Raw genomic sequence first — 23,186 nt, forward strand, 5'->3', positions numbered from 1 at the left:
AAAGTTTAAGAAAACAACACACTTCATCTGAGGGTGGTAAAGAAATGACTACACAACCGATTTTGTTGACTGAAGCAGAAGTCGAACTACTAAGAAAGGAAGTCGGAAAGCCGAGCTTAATGGGTAAATCCATTGAAGCGAATCGCAAGGAACTTGAAGCCTTTATGCGTCTGCCTTTAGACGTACCAGGTCACGGCGAAGCGGGTGGCTACGAGCACAACCGCCACAAACAAAACTATACCTACATGAATTTAGCGGGTCGTTTGTTCTTGATCACTCAAGAAGAAAAGTACGCGCAGTTCGTTAAAGATCTTCTCGCTATTTACGCAGAGAAGTACCTCACTTTTGATTTCCACGTACAGAAAAACACTAACCCAACAGGTCGTCTTTTCCACCAGATCCTTAATGAACACTGTTGGTTAATGTTTACTAGCCTTGCTTACTCTTGCGTGGCATCAGTGATGACAGAAGAAGAGCGCACAGCTGTTGTTGAGCGCATTTTCGAACCAATGCTAGACATGTTCACAGTGAAATACGCGCACGATTTCGACCGTATTCACAACCACGGTATCTGGGCAGTTGCGGCTGTTGGTATCTGTGGTCTAGCCATTGGCAAACCTGAATATCTAGAGATGTCGGTATACGGTCAAGATCGTGATGATACCGGTGGCTTCCTAGCGCAAATCTCACAGTTGTTCGCCCCTTCTGGTTACTACATGGAAGGTCCGTACTACCATCGTTATGCGATTCGTCCAACTTGTGTATTTGCAGAAGTAGTACACCGTCACATGCCTGAAGTAGACATCTACAACTACAAAAACAAAGTGATTGGCAACACAGTACAAGCGATGCTGGCAACGGCTTACCCGAATGGTGAGTTCCCTGCCCTAAACGATGCATCTCGTACCATGAGCATTACCGACATGGGTGTTCAAGTTGCAGTGAGTGTTTACAGCAAGCACTACGGCTTGGATGACAACATCCTAGGCATGGCGAAGATTCAAAACGCCGTTTGGATGCACCCTTGTGGTCTTGAGCTTTCTCAAGCTTACGATAAAGCCATCGCAGACCGTGAAATCGGTATGCCTTTCTGGCCAAGTGTGGAACTTAACGAAGGTCCAACTGGTAACAACGGAGCACAAGGCTTTATCCGTATGCAGGATAAAACCGGTGATGTGTCACAGCTTGTGATGAACTACGGTCAACACGGCATGGGACATGGTAACTTCGATACGCTTGGCATTACCTTCTTCAACCGTGGTCAAGAAGTACTGCGTGAATACGGCTTCTGTCGCTGGGTAAACGTAGAGCCTAAATTCGGCGGTCGTTACCTAGACGAAAACAAATCGTACGCACGTCAAACTATCGCGCACAACGCGGTAACGATTGATGAGCAATGTCAGAATGGTTTCGATGTAGACCGCGCTGATTCGGTGCATGGTTTGCCTCACTTCTTCAAAGTAGAAGGCACTGAGATCAACGGTATGAGTGCGTTTGCGAGCGACCATTACCCGAATACAGACATGCAACGCAGTGTGTTCATGCTTAACCTAGATGAGCTTGAAGCACCGCTACTGCTAGACCTTTACCGCATCGAAGGTGAAGGCGAGCATCAGTACGACTACTCTCATCAATACGATGGTCAAATCGTACGTACTAACTTCGATTACCAAAGCTTTGGTGAACTGAGCACGCTTGGCGATGACTTCGGTTACCAGCACCTTTGGAAAGTAGCAAGCGGCAAAACGCAAGATACGGCGTTGGTTAGCTGGCTACAAAACAACACCTACTACACTTGGTTAGGCACTAGCAGCAGCGCGAAACAAAACGGTGATAATGAAGTGATCTTCACTCGCACTGGCGCTAATGACCCAAGCTTTAACCTACGTAGCGAACCAGCATTCATTCTGCGCAGCAAGGGCGAATCGACGCTATTTGCTTCTGTGCTAGAAACACACGGCTACTTCAACGAAGAGTTTGAGCAGTCGGTGAATGCACGTGGTCAGGTGAAAGATATCCGCGTCGTGGGTTACAACGCCGTTGGCAGCATCGTAGAAATCACGACTGAGAAATCACTGGTTACTGTGATGATCAGCAATGTGTTAGGCGCTGACGACCAAACCCCACACCAAGTAGAAATGAACGGTAAAACCTACAGCTGGAATGGCTTCTACTCTCTAGAAGTGAACGCATTCGGGCAGGAGAAATAATAATGAGCTACCAAACCCAGTCTTACCAACCGCTATTAATGAACTTTGAAGAAGCGGCAGAACTAAGCAAAGCACTTGGCACGGATAGCCTATTAGGAAATGCATTAGCACGTGACATCAAACAAACTGACGCTTACATGGCCGAGGTGGGTATTGAAGTTCCAGGTCACGGCGAAGGCGGCGGTTACGAGCATAACCGTCACAAGCAAAACTACATCCACATTGATCTAGCGGGTCGCCTATTCCTTATCACTGGCGAACAGAAGTACCGCGATTACATCGTGGACATGCTAACGGCTTACGCGAAGGTATACCCGACGCTAGAGAGCAACACCAGCCGTGACTCTAACCCTCCGGGTAAGATCTTCCACCAAACTCTGAACGAGAACATGTGGATGCTATACGCGTCTTGTGCGTACAGCTGCATTTACCATACGTTGGAAGAAGAGCAAAAGACACTGATTGAAAACGACCTGTTCAAACAAATGATTGAGCTGTTCGTAGTCACTTACGGTCACGACTTCGACATCGTACACAACCACGGTTTGTGGGCAGTAGCAGCAGTAGGTATCTGTGGTTACGCAATTAACGACCAAGAAGCGGTAGACAAAGCGCTTTACGGCTTGAAGCTGGACAAAGTTAGCGGCGGCTTCCTCGCTCAGCTAGACCAACTGTTCTCGCCAGATGGCTACTACATGGAAGGTCCTTACTACCACCGTTTCTCGCTGCGTCCAATCTACCTATTCGCAGAAGCGATTGAACGTCGCCAGCCTGAGCTTGGTATTTACGAGTTCAACGACTCGGTAATCAAGACCACGTCTTACGCAGTATTTAAGACGGCATTCCCAGATGGTACTTTGCCAGCATTGAACGATTCATCGAAGACGATTTCGATCAACGATGAAGGCGTAATCATGGCCACGTCTGTGTGTTACCACCGTTACGAACAAACTGAAACACTACTTGGCATGGCTGACCACCAGCAAGATGTTTGGGTTCATATCTCAGGCAAGACATTGTCTGACGCAGTTGCAACAACAGACAACATCAAACCGTTCAACTGGGGTAGCCTATTCGTAACAGACGGCCCAGAAGGCGAAAAAGGCGGCGTAAGCATTCTTCGTCACCGTGACGAGCAAGACGACGACACCATGGCGCTTATCTGGTTTGGTCAACACGGCAGCGATCACCAGTACCACTCTGCACTAGACCACGGTCACTACGATGGTCTGCACCTGAGTGTGTTTAACCGCGGTCATGAAGTGCTGCACGATTACGGCTTTGGTCGCTGGGTAAACGTTGAGCCTAAATTTGGCGGTCGTTACATCCCAGAGAACAAGTCTTACTGTAAGCAGACAGTCGCGCACAACACAGTAACAGTTGACCAAAAGACACAAAACAACTTCGACACGGCTCTAGCGGAATCAAAATACGGTTCTAAGCATTTCTTCAAAGCGGACGATGAAAAACTGCAAGGCATGAGCGGTCGTATTTCTGGTTACTACAACGGCGTAAACATGCAACGCAGCATCATTCTTGCTGAATTGCCAGAATTCGAAAAACCACTTGTGATTGATGTTTACCGCATCGAAGCAGATCAAGAGCACCAATACGACCTGCCAGTGCACCACTCTGGTCAAATCATCCGTACGGATTTTGAATACGATGTAGAAAGCACGCTGCGTCCAATGGGCGAAGACAACGGTTACCAACACCTATGGAATGTAGGTTCAGGCCAAGTTCAAAACAGCTCGCTTGTAAGCTGGTTGCACGACAACAGCTACTACTCGCTAATCACAAGCGCAACGAACGGCGGCAAAGTGTTCTTCACTCGCACAGGCGCAAATGATCCAGACTTCAACTTGAAGAGCGAACCAGCACTGATCCTACGTCAATCTGGTCAGAACCACGTGTTTGCCTCTGTACTAGAGACACACGGTTACTTCAACGAGTCTATCGAAGCATCGGTTGGCGCTCGTGGTCTAGTAGAGTCAGTAACCGTCGTTGGCAACAACGAAGTGGGTACCGTGATTCGTCTGCAAACCACAACAGGCAACGCTTACCACTTCGCTATCTGCAACCTAGACGAAGACAAACAGAACGCGGCACATCGCGTTGAGTTCGACGGTGTGACTTACACTTGGGAAGGCGCATTCGCACAAATTTAATCTTTAGATAGGGTCTGTTTATCTTTCGTGGTTAAATTTTGTTCGAGATAAAAGCGTTTTAATCGCGGCGAGTCGATTGAAGCCTAGTGGTTCTAAGTAAAATTGACTCAACAAAGAGTAAAACGCTTTTAGCCGAACCCTTTGGGTAGCGTTTGTAGGTGCTTTCTACTGCGTTATCGGCTTATCAGGTAGAACAACTACATATCAACGCCTCTGCCTTGTATAAAGCACCTACAAACTGCTGCAAAAATCATCACGAAAGGTCAACAGACCCTGGTCACTAAAAATTAATGTAAAAATCGGGAACTAATCCAAAGCCGGACGTCATGTTCGGCTTTTTTTCGTTTACTTCCATCAACAGCCCCCTCTTCGTTTTATCAATACCAATCAAATCGTTTGTACATGTTTTGTTGGAGGCATAAAAAATCCCCAACCATTGGAATCCAATGATTAGGGACGTTAAAGCGATATCTTACTTGCCGTTTAGCTTCAACTCAGAAAAGGTGGCGCTGCTGTAATCGCCGTACTTCTTATCCGTCTCGAAATCTCCCGTTCCTTCACAACCTGTCGCCCAGAAGTTATCACCAGTTTTCACGCTGCATTGTCCGTAAGCGCCCGCTTTAAAGTAGAACCACTCGTTCGCATAACCTTTCGCGAAGTCTTTCTTATCCACTTTTCCATAAGCGTCGACGTTATTGCTCAAGTCGAGTTCATACTTCACGGTTGGGTGGCCTTCGGCTTCGAATGCAAGCTGCATAATGTTGCCTTCGACTTTAACGCTGTAACTGAACTCTTCGCCAAGTGCGATGCCTTTATCTCCCGGCTCGGCGTTGTTTTCCCATGTATTACCCCATACTGGATAAGCGATGTCTGTGCGATCAGGATCCGCTTTCGCTAGGTTGCGTTCGTACGTCCAGAACACCGATCCCATCTTATGGTTAGGCCATTTCTTGTAGAAGATTTTTAGTGGTTCATTGCCGTGTCCAAACCCTGTGTTCGCCTCTAACTGAGCCGGATCTTTGCCTGCATGAATCTGCCCTACCACGACGGAATACGCTGGGTATTTTTCTGGATTCTTAGAGCGCGTAGCAACGTGGTTTACTTTTAACGTCGCTTCTAATGTTCCTCCTACTGCGCTGAATGATTCCGCTTGAGGGTGCGCGGCAATCGCCCAGTTGTTTTCTGGTGCTTTCACACTGATATCGACATCAGTGCCTCGCCCCATTTGACGGAGCTCAGAACGCGCGTTTGTAGAACCCTTTGTTGTCACGGCCATGTTCGGCACTTCAAAGACCATATTGTCGTTTTCATCTAAGAAGAAAAATTGGTGATGTGAGTAACTGAGCATCGCCACGCCTTCGATTTCATCCGCTCGACCGTTGTTGTCTTTGTCCATTGGCAAGGTGATCTTCCAGTTCATCATATCGAACTTATCCGCAGGCACTGGATGAGGTGTCTGATTATGGGCCAAAGCGGTCATTGGTAACGTAGTCAGTAAGGCGGCAGCGAGGAGATTCTTGTTCAGTCTTTTGCTATTACACATGGATTTGGATTTCCTTATTTATGTATTATTGTCGTACATATTAATTATTAATCCAGAGATTAAACCGAACGGAAATTCGGGTGTGTAAAATCGCTCACAGTTTGATCACTTCAAGTTCTACTTGGATCAAACTTTAAGAAAAAGTGATAGATAAAAGCAGGTTATTTAAACCAAACACTCAGCAGTAAACTATAGCGGCAAAAAAGCCCTCATCATTGAGGGCTCTTTACTAGACGAAAAATCAAAATAAAAACGACAAATTAATCATACATAAGCTTCTCAGCTTTCTTAAGATCAAACTCGTTGAGTGATTTACGCGCCAAGTGCCTAAATGGCAGTGCTTTCACTATTTCTTCAAATGGCATAACGGCGAACGCCCAAAAGAAAGAGAGATCCCAATGCAGAATGACTAATGCACACAATGGGATGGACACTATCCACTGGCCAGTGAAGTTGATCTTGAAGACTTCTGTGGTCTTGCCCAACGCACGCAACACATGGCCGTGTACCGTATTATAGCCACGAACAATCGGCAGAAAGACGTATAACGGTGCGATGGAAGCAAGGGCAACGTAGGTACTTGGGTCTAGGTCTGGGTATAAATCCGGTAGGACAAAACTTAAGGCTAAGAAGAACGCCGCCGAGACAAATGAGATCATCACAGCCATATCGATGCTGATATCAACATTCTTACGCAGTTCATCCATTTGTCGTGAACCAATCGCTTGGCTGATCGTGATCGCCGACGAGTGTGCCCACGCAGTGATGAACTGAGTCCCTGCTTTGATCCAAGGCATCACGATGGTCATCGCTACGTAGGCGTTCAATGTAAGCTGTGAATACAACAACATGTAGATAGTCGCGCCGGTTTGCAACATCGTCACGTTTGCTGCAACGGGGAAAATCTCTTTAAAGTGATTCAGCGTGTTGGCTTTCAGTGAGGCATCTAGGTTCTTAATTGACAAGACGATGGAATCATCCCATCGAATACACAGGGTCAAGTACAGCAATCGAATGGTGATGGCGATTAAGCTGCCCGCTGCCGCGCCTTGCACACCAATACCCTCAAAACCAGCAAAGCCATGAATCAACACGTACGACATTGCCATGTTGACTGGCAGCTCAATCAAGTAACCTTTGAACGGCACTTTGGTTCGGCCAAGGGCATTAAACAAGGCGATCATGACTTGGGTAATCGCGTTGAAGATGATGATGAACTTGGCGACAGCGAGGTAACGTTCGGTCTCTGCATAAAGAGCAACATTGTCGGTTAACTTACTGATCAACGCTTTGTCGAAGGCGGTAATCAGTGTCCAAAACACAACCGCGACCAAAACGTTGATAATTAAGCCCGCCCAGAAGCCTTTGTTCAAGGATGGGTGTTGCCCAGATCCAACTGCACGACTAAGTACCAACTGTGAGCCGTTCGCCAATGCCATTTGGATACCTAAAACAAAGGAAACAATGGTGGTGGCAATACCCATGGCGGCAAGGGAAACTTCACCGAGTGGTGAGACAAGGAAGGTGTCGATCATTAACATCGACTGCATTAATAATGCGTTCAAGGCCAACGGCCAAGCAAGGGACAGATTTTTTCTTATATAGGGTTGGGAAGACATGGTAGACCTTTCGGGGTTGTCATAAGCGCAACTAGCAAAGACGCAATTGCCGCTAAACGTTGGCCTTGCCCTATCCTTTCACCGTTAGAGCAAAGCCAAATACACGTTGATTCATCAACCGTTGACGACCTGAGCCAGTTTTTGGTTTTCGTCGTTAAGCAATGTATGCGACGAGATACGAGCTTGGTCTCCATTCCCCGCCATAATCGCATCGTAAATCGCGCGATGCTCTTCAATACAGAATCGACCGCCTTCAGCGGAATGATCGATAAACTGCTTGAAGATGGTCGACAAGATATTGCTAAACGGAATGTAGAATTGATTGCCTGTTGCAAGGAATATTGTCTGGTGGAACAGGTGGTCGTTGACCGTCCAATCGTCATAATCGAAACGATTGGCTGCCATGGTCATACGCTGAAAAATAACCGACAACTCTTTACGTTGCTCTGCTGTTGCGTTATTCGCCGCTAAGGCACAAGCCTCTGGTTCAATCGCTTTACGCAACCCCAAAAACTGAGCCAGAAACGGCTCGGTATCTTCTAAGTCCTGAATCCATTCCAAGAGTTGAGGATCGAGAAAATGCCAGTGGTTGCGAGCACGAATGGTCGTCCCCACCTTCGGCTTTGACTCGATTAGCCCTTTTGCTGATAGCAGTTTGGTTGACTCGCGTAATGCTGTACGACTCACGCCAAACGCGTCACAGAGATCCATCTCATTGGGTAGCTTTTCATTTTGGTTTAGCTCACCTGACAGTATTTTGCGGGCGATTTGTCTGGCAACTTGCACATGGATCTTGCGGTGTGAATCCTCCACAAGAGAAAACTTTGCCATTTGACGCTCCTTATAATTATGCTTCCAGTGCCTTAGCACTTGATAAATGATCAAAAAAAGCCAGACGAAGCTGGCTTTTTGAGGTCAGTGTATTCGTCTGAAACGAAATAGGTCAGCGCTTATGGCGCCATTTGTCCGCCGTTTACATCCAGCACTTGGCCAGTGATGTAACCAGAACATGCATGTGAAGCAAAGAAAGCAAACGTTGGTGCTACTTCTTCGATTCGACCGAAGCGACCCATAGGGATACCGCTTGCGATTGCTGCTTTCAACTCGTCAGATTTACCATCGTGGAATGCGGTGTCGATAGTGCCTGGAGAAACGATGTTGAAACGGATGTTGTCTTTAGTGAACTCTTTCACCCAGTTACGGTGAATGTCGTGCAACCATGCTTTTGATGCTGCGTAGATACCAGCACCAACACCGCCACCTTCACGAGCTGCGATAGAGCCAGTGCTGATCACACATGCTGTCTCACCAGATTCCAATGCGGATGCACGAAGGTGCGGGATTGAATATTTGGTTGTCATCAACGCAGAACGAGCGTTCAGATCCATAACGCGGTTGTAGAACTCATCATCGATGTTTTCTAGGTTTTCACGACCGCCAAGACCACCAGCGTTGTTGATTAGCACGTCCATGCCACCGAAATGTTCGGTAAATTCCTTAACCAGCTTTTCGCAATCTGCGGTCACCATAAGGTTCGCTTGGAAAAACTTAACATCGCCACCAAGTGCGGTTAGCTCAGTCACAGCTGCATCTGCGTCAGGACCGGTTTGATGACTGTTAATGCCGATTTTAGCGCCGTATTTTGCGAACACGCGTGCCGCCGCTAGGCCCATACCTGACGTAGAACCAGTGATAAGTACGCGCTTACCTTTCAAATCGTTAAACATGACGGTTTACCTATGTTAGTTATTCGTGCTTTCGAGATAAATCATACAATAAGATCTTTCGGTCGCAAGCGTATTTGCACCCAATTGAGCGAGATCCGGCAAAATTCGTCAGTTTTGCGTTGCATTTGTGGTTTGGGTCACAGCAAGTAGGATTTTACAGCTATTATTTGTATGAATAATTTAACAACTTGATAGCGATAAAAACGATATTGAAGAAGCGCTCAAGTCAACGCAATCATTGATTGTGTCTAGTGAAAACACGCGTTATGTGAACCTTCTTATATTACGTTCACATCTGCTTGGTGGGTGGGGGCAAGAGTGCTATAGTACGGCTTAAATAATACATATTTAGTAATTAAGTGAAGATTATGTCTGGCGAATTTCATTCTATCTCAGGCTCTAAGCGAAGCCTTCATGTGCAAGTTGCACGTGAAATCGCGCGTGGCATTTTGTCTGGTAAGCTCCCTCAAGGCTCGATCCTACCTGGCGAAATGGTTCTTTGTGAGCAATTTGGCATCAGCCGTACTGCACTGCGTGAGGCAGTGAAATTGCTAACGTCGAAAGGCCTACTTGAGTCGCGTCCTAAAGTCGGTACTCGCGTCATCAACCGCGCTTACTGGAACTTCTTAGATCCTCAGCTGATTGAATGGATGGACGGTCTTGCAGATACTGACCAGTTCTGTGGTCAATTCCTTGGTTTACGCCGTGCGATCGAGCCAGAGGCATGTGCACTTGCTGCTATCCACGCGACTGCGGAACAACGTATTGAATTATCTGAAACTTTCCAGCAGATGGTCGACGTTGCAGAAGCGGAAGAGTTTGATCAGGCAAAATGGATGGAAGTTGACACTCGTTTCCATAGCCTGATTTTCAACGCAACGGGTAACGACTTCTACCTACCATTCGGCAATATCCTGACGACGATGTTCGTTAACTTTATTGCGCACTCTTCGGAAGAAGGCAGCACTTGTATCAAAGAACACCGTCAGATTTACGATGCAATCATGGCAGGTAACGCTGACAAAGCGCGCCAAGCATCAGCAAATCACTTATTAGACTCTAAGCACCGCTTAGCGCCAGTAAAATAAGTTCATCGACAAACCATTGAAAGCACGCGTCCTTCGCGTGCTTTTTTGTCTCTACTCCCCTCTTGCTTTAGCCAGAACCCTCTCTATCCTCACAAAAAACTTCTTATTCAGTGATACTTTGATTAAATTTAGATATATAATAATACAAATCAAATTTATTAAAGTGCTGTGTTATGACTGAATCTTTGCTGCCAAACATCCTGCAATTTATTGGGCAAGTCGACCCATTCGACAAGATCCCAAAACCCGCTTTACGTGAACTCGCATCGCACGTGCAGATTACTTACCTGGGCAAAGGTGAAGTCATTGACCAATGCGTGACAGGCCAAGAGAAGTCGCTCTACATCATACGAACTGGCTCCATGGAGCAAAGAAAGTCCGATGGTGTGCTACGTGCGAAACTGGGGCCAGAAGACATCTTCGGTTTCACCTTTCTTGGCAGCCAAATCGACAGCACTAAGGGCTACCGCGCCATCGCAATTGAGAACTCACTGGTTTATGTGATTCCCAACTCGGCCCTTAAAAAGCTGTTCGAAACCCACCCAGAATGTGCAGAACACTTTGCTTCTCAGGCACAAGTTCGTTTGAAATCCGCGCTGGATGTGGTGTGGTCAAACAAAGAGAAAGGCTTGTTCATTCGCCGCGTTGGCGAGGTCGCCAGCGGTCGCGTTGCAGTAGTGACTGCCGATCAGTCGATTCAAACCGTTGCAAACGAGATGCTGACCAAATGCTCCCCTTGCGCCGTGGTTTACGAAAACGACAAAATCGTTGGCTTGATTACCGACCGCGATATGACCAAGCGCGTTATCGCACAAGGGGTAAGTACTGACCGCCCTATTTCTGAAGTGATGACACACGATCCGCAAACCATCAAACCGGATGATCTCGTCTTACACGCCGCATCGATGATGATGCAGCACAATATTCGCAACCTGCCATTAGTGGAAAATAACAAGGTCGTCGGCGTGCTTACTACGACACATCTTGTGCAAAACCACCGTGTGCAAGCCATCTTCTTGATCGAGAAAATCAAATACGCAGGCAGCGTCAAATCTCTGTCGAGCTTTACTCCAGAGCGCCAAGCGATCTTTGAAGCGCTAGTTGATGGGCACGTCTCACCAGAAGTCATCGGTAAAGTGATGACAATGATCATGGACGCTTACACGCGCCGTTTGATTCAAATCGCGATTGATAAGCTTGGTCCTCCGCCATGTAAGTTCTCATGGATTGTGGCAGGCTCTCACGCTCGTAACGAAGTCCACATGTTGTCGGATCAAGACAGCGCGATCGTCCTTGCTGACCACGCGACAGAGAACGACCGAATTTACTTCAAGCATCTTGCTATGATCGTCAGTAACGGCCTTGCAAGCTGTGATTACCCTTTGTGTCCTGGCAAGTTTATGGCCGCGACGCCAAAGTGGTGCCAACCTCTAAGCGTTTGGAAGAAGTACTACAAAAAGTGGGTTGCCAACCCAGAATACGAGCGCTTACTAAACATCAGCGTGTTCTTGGAAATTCGTACCCTTTACGGCAATAAAGATTACGAGAGCATCTTGCGAGATGAACTGCATACTAACATTCGCAGCAACCGTGAGTTCCTCTCCATGTTAGTGAACGATGCGGTGAACACCAATCCCCCGTTGGGCATCTTCAACAGTTTAGTTTTGGAGAAGTCGGGTGAGAACAAGAAGACGCTCGATGTGAAGAAATACGCCATCAATCTGATCATCGATTTGGCGCGCATTTACGGTTTGGCGGTTGAGTGTGATTTAACGGCAACCGACGAGCGTTTCAAAGCAGCGAATGAAGCGGGCGTATTAAGTGAAGATGCGTACAAGAACATCCTGAACGCCTACCAGTTCATCTTATCGTTCCGTTTTGGTCATCAGTTAGAAGCGCTGAAACGCGGTGAAGAGCCAAATAACCACATCGACCCAAATACGTTCGGTAGCTTTGAACGCCAGCACCTGAAAGACGCCTTCCGTATTATTGCTGATTTGCAAGAAGCGGCGAAAGTGCGCTTTGGGAGCCGTTAATGAAGCGAATCTTAGAACACTTTCATCCTTGCTCGCGCCTGAATCGAAAGCGCGAGCAATACGTGAAACAGACGACCATGCCAGAGCACATCAAAGCGCTGGTTCAAACGCCACATCTGGAAGCGGCGCAATTTGCACAAGATGCCAATTACATTGTGCTAGATTTGGAAACGACCGGCTTAGACAGCGAAGAAGATTTGATTTTGTCGATCGGTTGGGTAGACATTGCGAATGGCAAAGTGGATCTGGCCACCAGCCAGCACATGTACATCAATAGTGATTCGCAAATCAAACCAGAAACCGCGGTGATCAACCATATTACGCCGCAAATGCTGTCCGAAGGCGTTTCTATCCATGATGCCATGCGAGCGTTTTTCCACGCCGCTAAAGGCAAGATCTTGGTCGCTCACGCTTGTGTGGTCGAAACCCAGTTCATCAATCAATATCTACAGCGGGTGTTTAAACTCAGCGAACCGCCTTTGGTTTGGCTCGACACCATGTGCATTGAAAAGCATCTACAGAAAGCGATTAATCCTCGTGACGAAATTGATGTCACTCTCTCTGGCACTCGCGCTCGTTATGGCCTGCCAGAATACAATGGGCACAATGCGTTAGCGGATGCGGTTGCGACTGCAGAGCTGTTGTTGGCACAAAAAACTCGCATTACTCCTCAAGGAAAAACCACCATCGGTACCCTTTATCGATTGAGTCTCTAACTCTCTATACATTCCAATATGAAAAAATCTGATGTCTCTAGCGCCATCTTCCTTTTGGTGGCGGCGAACTTGGTTGCGTCTCTTTCTGACGTTTCCCTCAAAATGCTCAATGGCGAAGTGCCCACTTTTCAATACGTCTTTATTCGCCAATTAATCAGTCTGGTGTTGCTTTTACCTCTTTGGGTTCGTTTGGATAAACGAGAGCGTCAAATGGGATGCGATTGGATCACCTTCTGCCGTGCGCAATTGATTCTGATAGGCAGTGCCAGCGCTATGGTAGCAATCACGCATCTGCCATTGGCGACAGCGAATGCGATTTTCTATGTGGGCCCATTATTGGTGCTGCCGCTCTCGGTTATCTTCCTCAAAGAAAAGCCCTCCAAAGGAAAGATTTTCGGCACCTTGATTGGCTTTGGTGGCGTCTTAATTGTGCTTCGCCCTGAACATTTCCATTGGGCGGCGATCATTGCTCTAGGCAGCGCGCTTGCCATCGGTGTGGGCAACATCCTTATTCGCCGTATGCCTCAAGACCAGCCTTTGGTGTGCACCTTGTTTTGGACAACGTTAATGACATTACCGGTCGCTTTATTGCTCGCCTACCCTCAATGGCAAGCCATTACATGGCAACATCTGATGTGGATTATGGCAATTAACTTGTTTGTGCTTGCCTACCATGCCTTGGTGGTCAAAGCGTTTAAGCGTGCTCCTGCAAGCCAGATTGCACTAGCTGAGTACTCCGGACTGGCGTTCGTGACATTGTTTGGTGTGATGTGGTTTGATGAAATACCTGACCTGTTTACCGCGCTCGGTATCGTCCTGATTGTACTGCCGATGATGCCGCTCAATTGGCAGCGTTTACTGGGTAACAAGCGCCGAGTAGAGACTGCACAAGAAGTGTCTTAATCACTTTAAGCAATAAGATAAATACTTAAGAGGAGCACAGCGCTCCTCTTTTCTTTAGTGTGTTATCGCTATCTCGCTAATGTCTATACCGATGACCATTTGCTCGTTAGTAATAGAGCTTAATGGTTTCGAGTTTGTATGGTGGGTGAAGATAAGCCTCAAGTTCACTACGACGATTGTCGAGTCGCTCTAACAGCTTGTAGGCAATAAAATAATGGTTAATGTTGCTCACGTAGCGTATCGGCTCTAGTCCAATGTATTGTCGAGTCACCACTTCCACATTGCCGAACCAAACATTGGGATCATACCCTTTTTCTTTGGCGATTCTTCTCATCTTCCTCATGTTACCCGGCCCCGCATTGTAGGCTGCAAGACAGAAATAAATGATGTCGTTGTCGCTGATGTTGTCATCGTTAAAGAAGTATTTCCTTAGGTAGTTCATGTATTTCACTCCAGCATGAATGTTTGGCTCTTCTTCATAAATGTTCGAGATATTTACCGCTCTATCCCGCGCGGTTGTGGGCAAGATTTGCATAATCCCAACCGCCCCCATATGAGAGATCACATTCTGGTTCAAACCTGACTCTTGAAAGCCTTGGGCCAACATCAACAGATGGTTAAACTGATACTCTTGTGAATAGAGATAGAAGATATCCAACAACTCTCTAGAACGAACTGCGTTGTCTCGGTTAAGGAACTTTCTCAACCATTTGTCGTTTTCTAGATACCTTTCATTGACCACATTGCCGAACAAAGTTCCTATGCGCACTTCCTTGATGAACTTGTTCACCGCCTCTTCTAACTGTGGCGAATCTTGTCGTATTCCCCAGCCAATCTGTGCATTTTCTCTGATGGTGATTTGATTATGGAATGCCACGCCGGGAAAGATATTCCCCCACATCCCCGTCTTGTGTCGGTCGAGTACGGTGATATCGATAATGCCCGCACTGACCATTTCTAAGACCTCATAATCTTGCATGATCTCATCAAGAAACAAGATATTAATCAGCGGTTTGTTTTGTATCGTGAAGTAATTATTTACCTTAGTTAAGCTCTTATGATAACTCGAGCTTTCTCTCACCCAAACATCCAGCCCACTCAAATCATCCACGGTTTTAATGTCCGAGTATCTGCTGTTGGTAACAATGATTTCTGAGACGTTTTCTCGTACCGGATCGCTAAACGCAATCTGCTCTTTGCGCTCATTGGTAATGGTTAGATTCGCAACTATGACGTCACCATAACCAGCTATCAATTTGGGGATGAGTTCGTTTCTTGCGACCGGAATAACCTGAATGTTGATCGCCTTTTTGTTCTTCCTTAAATAGCGTTCAAATTCATAAATAAGCTCAGAGATAATGCCTTTCGGCTTACCATTTTGGATGTAGTAAAAACCCAGATCAGCAGACACCAAAATACGAACGGCTTTCTTTTCCTTAAGGGTCTCTAAGTCCCCCACGTAGGGGTCAGACTTTAAAGGAGACAGTTCCAATGCGGCACTGGTATGAGAGAAAGACCAAAGACACAGGACGATGCAAAGTATTTTACCCACCATGAGCTTATCCGTTCGCCAAATCATTAATGATAATTTTAGCAATAAAAACTCAAGGGCATGTCTTAGGTCTGAGCCTGACCTTGTTCGAGAAATAAAAATAGCCCGCTTCGGGGGCGGGCTATTGGAAAGAATCTTAATTTATTTGTGGCTTAGATTAGAAGCTGTACGTCACACCAACACGGCTACGTAGCTGACGAGATGAGCTGTCATCACAAGAGCTGTTACATTGAACGTTACCGAATTCTACGTATGGACGCCAATCCCAACCTTTCTCTTTGTAGCCTAGTTTAAAGTTGTAGTCCCATTCGTACTTACCGTCGCGGTTACCTAGCTTCCACTCATCGCTGAAGAAATCTTCTTTGTAGTTTGCTTCAAAACCAAATTGCCAAGCGTTCCAGTTGTAATCGATGTTACCTGTGATTTTACTCGCGTTTAGTGAGTCGTGTTGTTTGCCGTCTAGACCTGTTGATGTTTTACCAGATGCGTAGTTGCGGAACTCGTGACGGTAGCGAAGCTTGGTTGTGATACCAGAATCGAATTTGTATTGAACACGAACTTGTGGTTTGTACGTTACGGCTTCGTCACCAAAGGTAATTGGCATCGATGTGGTTACACGCCAGTTGTTATCAAATTTGAAGTGGTAACCGTATTCGAATTCGCTATCACCACGTTGAAGCTCGCTTAAGTTACCAGTGTGCTTCATTTCAACGCCGTAGTAATGGTTACCTGTGCTGCCACCAATTTTGATACGGCCTGCCCACTGCTCTGAATCGTGTTTGTATTCTTCACGGAAGTCTAGTGACGCGGCTGAAATGCTACCTGCAAAAAGGGTTGTCGCGATCGCTAAAGCAATTTGTTTTTTAGATGTCATAGTAATGTTCCACTGTAAATAAATTGTATTTCAAAGTGGCGACGCGCATACACGCCGCCCTTTTTAGGGTTTTATTGTTTTGGGTAAAGCAATTCGATATCGCGCTGAGCCCAAACTTCTGCCAAGTTCTTCTTCACTGTGAAGCGGCTAAAGTCAGTTTCGCTTGCCAGTTTCACCCACTCAGGTTTCTCCATCGCCACACCTGCTTTTAGATAAATCGGTGTCATGCGCTCTACGCGGCGTGGATTGTCTTTCGCGGTGTATGGCCAGTCAGACGCAGGATCTTGATAAGTCGCCATTAGCTGAATACCTTGCGCTAATGAGCCACCTTTCTTGTTTTGGTAGTGCCATAGGTCGATGCCCACTTTGTCACCGATTTGAGCGATGCCGACCAATGGATCTAAACTGAAGTAGTGGTAGTGGTAAGCGCGAGTACGTTCGATTTCATGAGGCTGAGAGCCATCTTTTTCGAACTGAGTGTCTACGCGCATCTTGCCTTTTTGAACCATCTGTTTTGCTAAAGGTTCATTACCTAAGAAGTAAGCAATACTCGCGACTTGGAAGTCATACCAAGTGCCATGGTTGTTTGCCGCAGCAGCTTCGCCTTTCGGACCACCTGATAGGTCATCAATGATCAACCAATCTAGGTATTCGCCGTACCATTGTGTAATTTGCTGTTCGTCTTTTTCCGTCCAAGCAGGAGAAAGCGAAAGGATGGCGATTGAGTCCAGCATGCGATCGGCCAGAGTACGCGTATCAATAATGCCGCCACGACGACCTTCTGCACGACCAGGTACACCCTGACCGTAATTCACATTCGGGTTCATCTTAGTTTCATCATTCATGAACCAAGTACGAACGTATTCGATCCCTTGTTTTGCGTATTTCTCGTCTTGGCTGAAGTAATAAGCCAATGCCAATGCGCGAACAGAACGAGTGAAGTGACCAATACGCTTAGAGTCTGTTTCAGCTGTTTTCGATGCTGGGTTGGTTTTGCCATCGTGACGAACCCAAGGAAGGCCATCTTCTTTCGATTCATCTGGCCACCAGTACGGGCTGATGCTCATGTAATCGTTTTTGCTACCGCTTGGTGGCGTCATGCCTTTCGCCGTTACCGTGAACGGGCCATCTTTCATCGCCAATTCTGCTTCTTCAATCAGACGGTCGTACGCGTCTTTCATTGAATCGCTCGCTTTATCTGACTGTAAAACAGCGCGGTTTTGTTCAAGCGTTGCTTCATCAAGGAACACAAAGTCTGCAGCGAGAGTGTTAGCACTGAAAAGAATGGCGCTGAGGCAGGTTGCTAGATGTAGAGGTCGTAGGGGTTTCATTATTATCGGCCTTATATCTTGAGTTAAAATACTACAAATATAGTACCTAGCCGATGTTGAGCGTTCTGTGAATTAGATCTAATTGTATGATTTATCCGCGTTATCAAACTTTATTAAAATCACTAAAGTTCACATTAACTTATTGATATTAAATATATTAACTCTCTTTCTTGCTTATTAATTGTCTTAATATTTAGGCTAAAAATGTGCTCTACCGCATATTTTTGCACCAAATGAGTTCATTTTTATTTGTAATACAATATAATCATTTCAAGTTTTTGAGACACAGAACATCAAATTGCTATTGACGCGCACTTTTTCGCTCTGTCCTTTTCTATATAGAGTCCAATAACAGGTTAAGCATCGCTTGGTTATAGAGATAAAATGAGGAAGGCCGAAGCTATATAAGCAGAGGTCACTTATGTCAGGCTGAGATATAAGTGGATAGAAGAATTAAGTAAGCACAAGAAATAGCAATAGAAGCAAAGTACAGCGAACAAGATGGATGCGACCAGTGAAACTTTCGACATTGAAGAATACTGTTTTGTCATCCCTACTCGCTGTTGCTCAAGTCTTGATGGTTCTAAGCAGCTTGATGTTGCTTCCAACAGTTGTGGTTCTCATTGGACTTAAGTGGCTGTAGCGGTTTGTCTTTTGTAACAGACACTTATAGAGACAAATCAACAAGCTGGTTTCGCTATCAACAGATAGCAAGGAAAACGCTTAATTGGTTATGAATAGTTTATTTTTAGGAGCCGTTAATTAATTGGGAAGTCTTTAATACCAATCGGCATAGGTAAAACGCCGAGATCGAGCAGACGAGGATGTTTTGTGTCGATTGGTATAGTTGCTCCCATATCATAACAACACTTTACAGAGCCTAGCTTTGTTGAACTTTGCAATGATTGTCGAAGATCTTACAGCGTAACGTGCTTAGCAGCGATGAGAGATATACCCCTCGAGTATCTTTCAGCTACATCCAGAACCTCGTTTCACTGTTCTATTGCAATCCAACAGAGCCCTTGGCTCAGACGGTATCAATACCGTTTTTCGCCCACGCATTACAGGCATGTCGTGGGCGTTTTTTTATCTGCAATAGTCATACAAATCTGACAATAGTTCACACCTTCTTACTCCGTTATAGCCCTTATTATCTAAGGCTATAAACGCTATTGAACCAATCGAGTGCATGCCAAAGCCATTGATAACCTGTCGTGATATTGACTTGGTGCACCCTTCCCTTTTTGAGTGCAATGTCAATATCCGATCACGATCACTTGTATGATTATTGAAATGACCCATTCCGGATCATTCGTCACGCTTTTGAGTTATTGTACTACAAATAAGCAAACTGATAGTTAGTATTGCCTCAAGACATTAAATAACGATCAAAAGGTCTAAAGATGGAACTCAATACCCTTATTGTAGGCATCTACTTTCTATTCTTAATTGCAATAGGTTGGATGTTCAGAACGTTTACCAATACGACTAGTGACTATTTCCGAGGCGGCGGCAACATGCTTTGGTGGATGGTTGGTGCAACGGCCTTCATGACGCAGTTCTCTGCATGGACGTTTACTGGTGCTGCTGGCAAAGCTTATAACGATGGTTTCGCGGTTGCGGTTATCTTCCTAGCAAACGCATTCGGTTACTTCATGAACTTTGCTTATTTCGCACCAAAGTTCCGCCAGCTACGCGTAGTGACGGTAATTGAAGCGATTCGTATGCGTTTCGGCACCACGAACGAACAAGTCTTTACTTGGTCTTCAATGCCAAACAGTGTGGTATCTGCTGGTGTTTGGTTGAATGCACTGGCGATCATCGCTTCTGGTATTTTCGGCTTTGATATGACAGCAACTATCTGGATTACCGGTTTGGTGGTACTGATGATGTCAGTGACGGGTGGCTCTTGGGCGGTTATCGCGTCTGACTTCATGCAGATGGTCATCATCATGGCGGTAACGGTAACTTGTGCAGTTGTTGCGATCGTTCAAGGCGGCGGCATTACTGAAGTCATCAATAACTTCCCTGTTGCAGAAGGCGGTTCTTTCGTCTCTGGTAACAACCTGAACTACCTAAGCATCTTTAGCATTTGGGCGTTCTTCATCTTTGTTAAGCAGTTCTCTATTACCAACAACATGTTGAACTCTTACCGCTACCTTGCAGCAAAAGACTCAAAAAACGCGAAGAAAGCAGCATTGCTAGCGTGTGTTCTAATGCTAGGCGGTGTATTCATTTGGTTCATGCCTTCTTGGTACATTGCGGGTCAAGGCGTAGACCTATCAGCAGCTTACCCAGATGCAGGTAGCAAAGCAGGCGACTTCGCTTACCTTTACTTCGTACAAGAATACATGCCAGCAGGTATGGTTGGCCTTCTCGTAGCAGCAATGTTTGCCGCGACCATGTCTTCAATGGATTCAGGTCTAAACCGCAACTCTGGTATCTTCGTTAAGAACTTCTACGAACCAGTAGTTCGCCGTGGCCAAGCATCAGAGAAAGAGCTAGTAACGGTATCGAAAATTACGTCAACGGTATTTGGTATTGCCATCATCCTGGTTGCGCAGTTCATCAACTCACTAAAAGGTCTGAGCCTGTTCGACACCATGATGTACGTAGGTGCCTTGATCGGCTTCCCAATGACAATCCCTGCATTCCTTGGCTTCTTTATTAAGAAGACGCCTGACTGGGCTGGTTGGGGCACGCTGATTGTCGGTGGTCTTGTCTCTTACGTTGTTGGTTTCGTTATCACTGCTGACATGGTTTCTTCAGCATTCGGTCTTGAGCAGCTTACTGGCCGTGAATGGTCAGACGTTAAAGTCGCGATTGGTCTAGTTGGCCACATTACGCTAACGGGTGGCTTCTTTGTTCTATCAACTCTGTTCTACAAGCCTCTAAGTGAGAAACGTCAGGCAGACGTAGATAAGTTCTTCGACAACCTATCAACACCACTTGTTGCTGAATCTGCAGAACAGAAAGTTCTTGATAACAAGCAACGTCAAATGCTTGGCAAACTCATCGCAGTCGCTGGTGTAGGCGTAATGCTGATGGCGCTACTGCCAAACCCAATGTGGGGACGCTTAGTCTTCATCTTGTGTGGTGCCATTGTTGGTGGCGTTGGTCTGCTACTTGTTAAAGCAGTCGACGACAACGGTACTCAAACCCAACAAGCGGTAACCGAAAGTTAAATCTACCTTATGAAGCGGTTGTACTCAGCCGCTTCATTCTTCCCTTATCACTCAGGTCTATTTGTTTACTTTTTTGTTAAGTCCGTTGCGGTTGAGACATTAAATAACCAGCGAATTTAACAAAGAAATAATCATACAAAATAAGCAAAATGTATAACCAAAGTTTCTTGTTGATACGATAAGCGAATGTAATTAACGGGGTTCCATACTGACAAAGCTCATCATAAGTTATTGAATAATCGATTTTAAGTTCACAACAATCAGTTCTTGCAGATAGAAGCAGAAGAATGTACTGGGTCAATCCGATTTCCAGTATTAATCACTTCATCACACAATTGAATTATTGTAGTACAAATAAATAATCGAACGGATAATATATCTGGCAGAAATCAATGACTATGAGAAGGTCGAAAAATGGAACTCAATACCCTGATTGTTGGCATCTATTTCCTATTCCTCATTGCGATAGGCTGGATGTTTAGAACATTTACAAGCACCACCAGTGACTACTTCCGCGGGGGCGGCAACATGCTGTGGTGGATGGTAGGCGCAACGGCGTTTATGACCCAGTTCAGTGCTTGGACATTTACTGGTGCGGCCGGTAAAGCGTACACCGATGGCTTCGCTGTAGCGACTATCTTCTTAGCGAATGCGTTCGGTTACTTGATGAACTACCTGTACTTCGCACCAAAATTCCGCCAGCTGCGCGTTATCACGCCGATTGATGCGATTCGCATGCGCTTTGGTCGCTTTAACGAGCAAGTATTCACTTGGTCTGGCATGCCAAGCAGCGTGATTTCTGCGGGTATCTGGTTGAATGGTTTGGCGATCATTGCATCGGGCATTTTCGGCTTCGATATGACAACCACCATTTGGATCACGGGCTTAGTGGTACTAATGATGTCCGTAACGGGCGGCTCTTGGGCGGTTATCGCATCTGACTTTATGCAGATGGTCATCATCATGGCAGTAACGGTGACGTGTGCGGTGGTTGCGGTAGTAAAAGGCGGCGGTATTACAGAAATCATTGCGAACTTCCCTGTTCAAGAAAACGGGTCTTTCGTAACGGGTAACAACCTGAACTACCTCAGTATTTTTGGTATCTGGGCAGTGTTCATTTTCTTAAAGCAGTTCTCTATCAACAACAACATGTTGAACTGTCACCGTTACCTAGCGGCAAAAGACTCTAAGAACGCGAAGAAAGCGGCACTGCTTGCGTGTGTACTAATGACAGTGGGCGTATTTATTTGGTTTACCCCTTCTTGGTTCATTGCAAGCCAAGGTGTTGACCTATCGGCGCACTACCCAGAAGCAGGCTCAAAAGCGGGTGATTTTGCTTACTTGTACTTTGTTGAGCAGTACATGCCAGCGGGCATGGTTGGTCTGCTGATTTCAGCGATGTTTGCGGCGACGATGTCGTCAATGGACTCGGGTTTGAACCGTAACTCAGGCATCTTCGTGATGAACTTCTACTTGCCGATTCTGCGCCCGAACGCGACAGAAAAAGAGCTGATGATCGTATCGAAAATCACCTCTACCTTCTTCGGCATCGCGATCATCTTGATTGCTCTGTTCATCAACTCGCTAAAAGGTCTGAGCCTGTTCGACACCATGATGTACGTTGGCGCGTTGATTGGCTTCCCAATGACGATTCCTGCGTTCTGTGGCTTCTTCATCAAGAGAACACCGGACTGGGCTGGCTGGGGCACATTGGTGGTAGGTGGCATCGTGTCTTACACGGTTGGTTTTGTCATCACACCGGAAATGATTCAAAACTGGTTTGATCTTCAGCCTCTAACAGGCCGTGAATGGTCAGATCTAAAAGTTGCGGTTGGTTTGATTGGTCACTTGGTGTTTACCGCAGGCTTCTTTGCTCTGTCGACACTGTTCTACAAACCGCTTGAAGAGAAACGCCAACAAGACGTTGACCGCTTCTTCAATAACTTAGCAACACCGTTGGTTTCTGACTCAACGGAACAGAAAAAACTGGATAACAAACAACGCCAAATGTTGGGTTCGTTGATTGCCGTATCTGGTGTGGGTGTGATGGCGATGTTCTTACTGCCTAACCCATTCTGGGGACGCATGATTTTCGTGTTCTGTGGTGTGATTGTTCTTGGCGTCGGCGTGGCGCTGATGAGAGCAGTCGATGGCAACGCAGAGCGCGCTTCTGAGGGGGCTCCGATAACGGAGAACTCATAACGAGAAACAAGCGGTTGAGTATTCAACCGCTT

The 23,186-nt window shown here is 46.2% G+C and carries 15 protein-coding genes; 8 read left to right on the plus strand and 7 right to left on the minus strand.

The window, feature by feature from the left end:
• Positions 1-44: 44 nt before the first annotated feature.
• On the plus strand, positions 45-2,210 hold the full coding sequence (locus C1S73_RS04535) for a heparinase II/III domain-containing protein (RefSeq protein ID WP_038866994.1): 2,166 nt from the start codon (positions 45-47) through the stop codon (positions 2,208-2,210).
• 2 nt (positions 2,211-2,212) lie between these two features.
• A complete protein-coding gene (locus tag C1S73_RS04540) occupies positions 2,213-4,378 on the plus strand; it encodes a heparinase II/III domain-containing protein (RefSeq protein ID WP_038866991.1) in 2,166 nt (721 codons plus the stop codon).
• A 472-nt stretch (positions 4,379-4,850) separates the two neighbouring features.
• Here the strand turns inward: C1S73_RS04540 and C1S73_RS04550 are convergent, their stop codons facing one another.
• The 4 genes from C1S73_RS04550 to C1S73_RS04565 form a co-directional block, all read right to left on the minus strand.
• Positions 4,851-5,921 (minus strand): polysaccharide lyase family 7 protein, encoded by a 1,071-nt coding sequence (locus tag C1S73_RS04550; protein ID WP_038866990.1) that lies wholly within the window; start codon positions 5,919-5,921, stop codon positions 4,851-4,853.
• Positions 5,922-6,181: 260 nt separating this feature from the next.
• Positions 6,182-7,471, minus strand: coding sequence for an MATE family efflux transporter (locus C1S73_RS04555; RefSeq protein ID WP_038866988.1), 1,290 nt, complete (start codon positions 7,469-7,471; stop codon positions 6,182-6,184).
• Between the two features lie 183 nt (positions 7,472-7,654).
• Positions 7,655-8,371 (minus strand): FadR/GntR family transcriptional regulator, encoded by a 717-nt coding sequence (locus C1S73_RS04560; protein ID WP_038866985.1) that lies wholly within the window; start codon positions 8,369-8,371, stop codon positions 7,655-7,657.
• Positions 8,372-8,490: 119 nt separating this feature from the next.
• Positions 8,491-9,267 (minus strand): SDR family NAD(P)-dependent oxidoreductase, encoded by a 777-nt coding sequence (locus C1S73_RS04565; RefSeq protein ID WP_038866984.1) that lies wholly within the window; start codon positions 9,265-9,267, stop codon positions 8,491-8,493.
• A 368-nt stretch (positions 9,268-9,635) separates the two neighbouring features.
• Between C1S73_RS04565 and C1S73_RS04570 the strand changes: the two genes are divergently transcribed.
• The 4 genes from C1S73_RS04570 (at position 9,636) to C1S73_RS04585 (ending at position 14,010) form a co-directional block, all read left to right on the plus strand.
• Positions 9,636-10,355 carry a FadR/GntR family transcriptional regulator gene (locus C1S73_RS04570; protein ID WP_038866981.1) on the plus strand — a complete coding sequence of 240 codons (720 nt, stop codon included), beginning with the start codon at positions 9,636-9,638 and terminating at the stop codon, positions 10,353-10,355.
• Positions 10,356-10,528: 173 nt separating this feature from the next.
• On the plus strand, positions 10,529-12,391 hold the full coding sequence (locus C1S73_RS04575; protein WP_038866979.1) for a putative nucleotidyltransferase substrate binding domain-containing protein: 1,863 nt from the start codon (positions 10,529-10,531) through the stop codon (positions 12,389-12,391).
• Positions 12,391-13,107, plus strand: coding sequence for a 3'-5' exonuclease (locus C1S73_RS04580; protein WP_038866978.1), 717 nt, complete (start codon positions 12,391-12,393; stop codon positions 13,105-13,107). Before C1S73_RS04575 ends, C1S73_RS04580 begins: the two co-directional genes overlap by 1 nt.
• Positions 13,108-13,125: 18 nt before the next feature.
• On the plus strand, positions 13,126-14,010 hold the full coding sequence (locus tag C1S73_RS04585) for a DMT family transporter (RefSeq protein ID WP_038866977.1): 885 nt from the start codon (positions 13,126-13,128) through the stop codon (positions 14,008-14,010).
• Between the two features lie 106 nt (positions 14,011-14,116).
• Here the strand turns inward: C1S73_RS04585 and C1S73_RS04590 are convergent, their stop codons facing one another.
• From C1S73_RS04590 to C1S73_RS04600, 3 genes are all read right to left on the minus strand, one after another.
• On the minus strand, positions 14,117-15,565 hold the full coding sequence (locus C1S73_RS04590; RefSeq protein ID WP_038866976.1) for an MltF family protein: 1,449 nt from the start codon (positions 15,563-15,565) through the stop codon (positions 14,117-14,119).
• A gap of 154 nt (positions 15,566-15,719) precedes the next feature.
• Complete coding sequence (locus C1S73_RS04595; protein ID WP_020195684.1) at positions 15,720-16,436, minus strand: oligogalacturonate-specific porin KdgM family protein; 717 nt, start codon at positions 16,434-16,436, stop codon at positions 15,720-15,722.
• Between the two features lie 71 nt (positions 16,437-16,507).
• The gene (locus C1S73_RS04600; RefSeq protein WP_038866974.1) at positions 16,508-17,767 is read right to left on the minus strand and encodes an alginate lyase family protein; all 1,260 of its coding nucleotides are present in this window, start codon (positions 17,765-17,767) and stop codon (positions 16,508-16,510) included.
• A gap of 1,403 nt (positions 17,768-19,170) precedes the next feature.
• Between C1S73_RS04600 and C1S73_RS04605 the strand changes: the two genes are divergently transcribed.
• Both C1S73_RS04605 and C1S73_RS04610 read left to right on the plus strand, forming a co-directional pair.
• Entirely contained in the window at positions 19,171-20,952 is a 1,782-nt protein-coding gene (locus C1S73_RS04605; protein WP_038866972.1) for a sodium:solute symporter family transporter, read from the plus strand.
• A 414-nt stretch (positions 20,953-21,366) separates the two neighbouring features.
• Positions 21,367-23,154 (plus strand): sodium:solute symporter family transporter, encoded by a 1,788-nt coding sequence (locus C1S73_RS04610; protein ID WP_038866968.1) that lies wholly within the window; start codon positions 21,367-21,369, stop codon positions 23,152-23,154.
• Positions 23,155-23,186: the final 32 nt, after the last annotated feature.

This window comes from Vibrio jasicida 090810c (assembly GCF_002887615.1).
GTDB lineage: Bacteria > Pseudomonadota > Gammaproteobacteria > Enterobacterales > Vibrionaceae > Vibrio > Vibrio jasicida.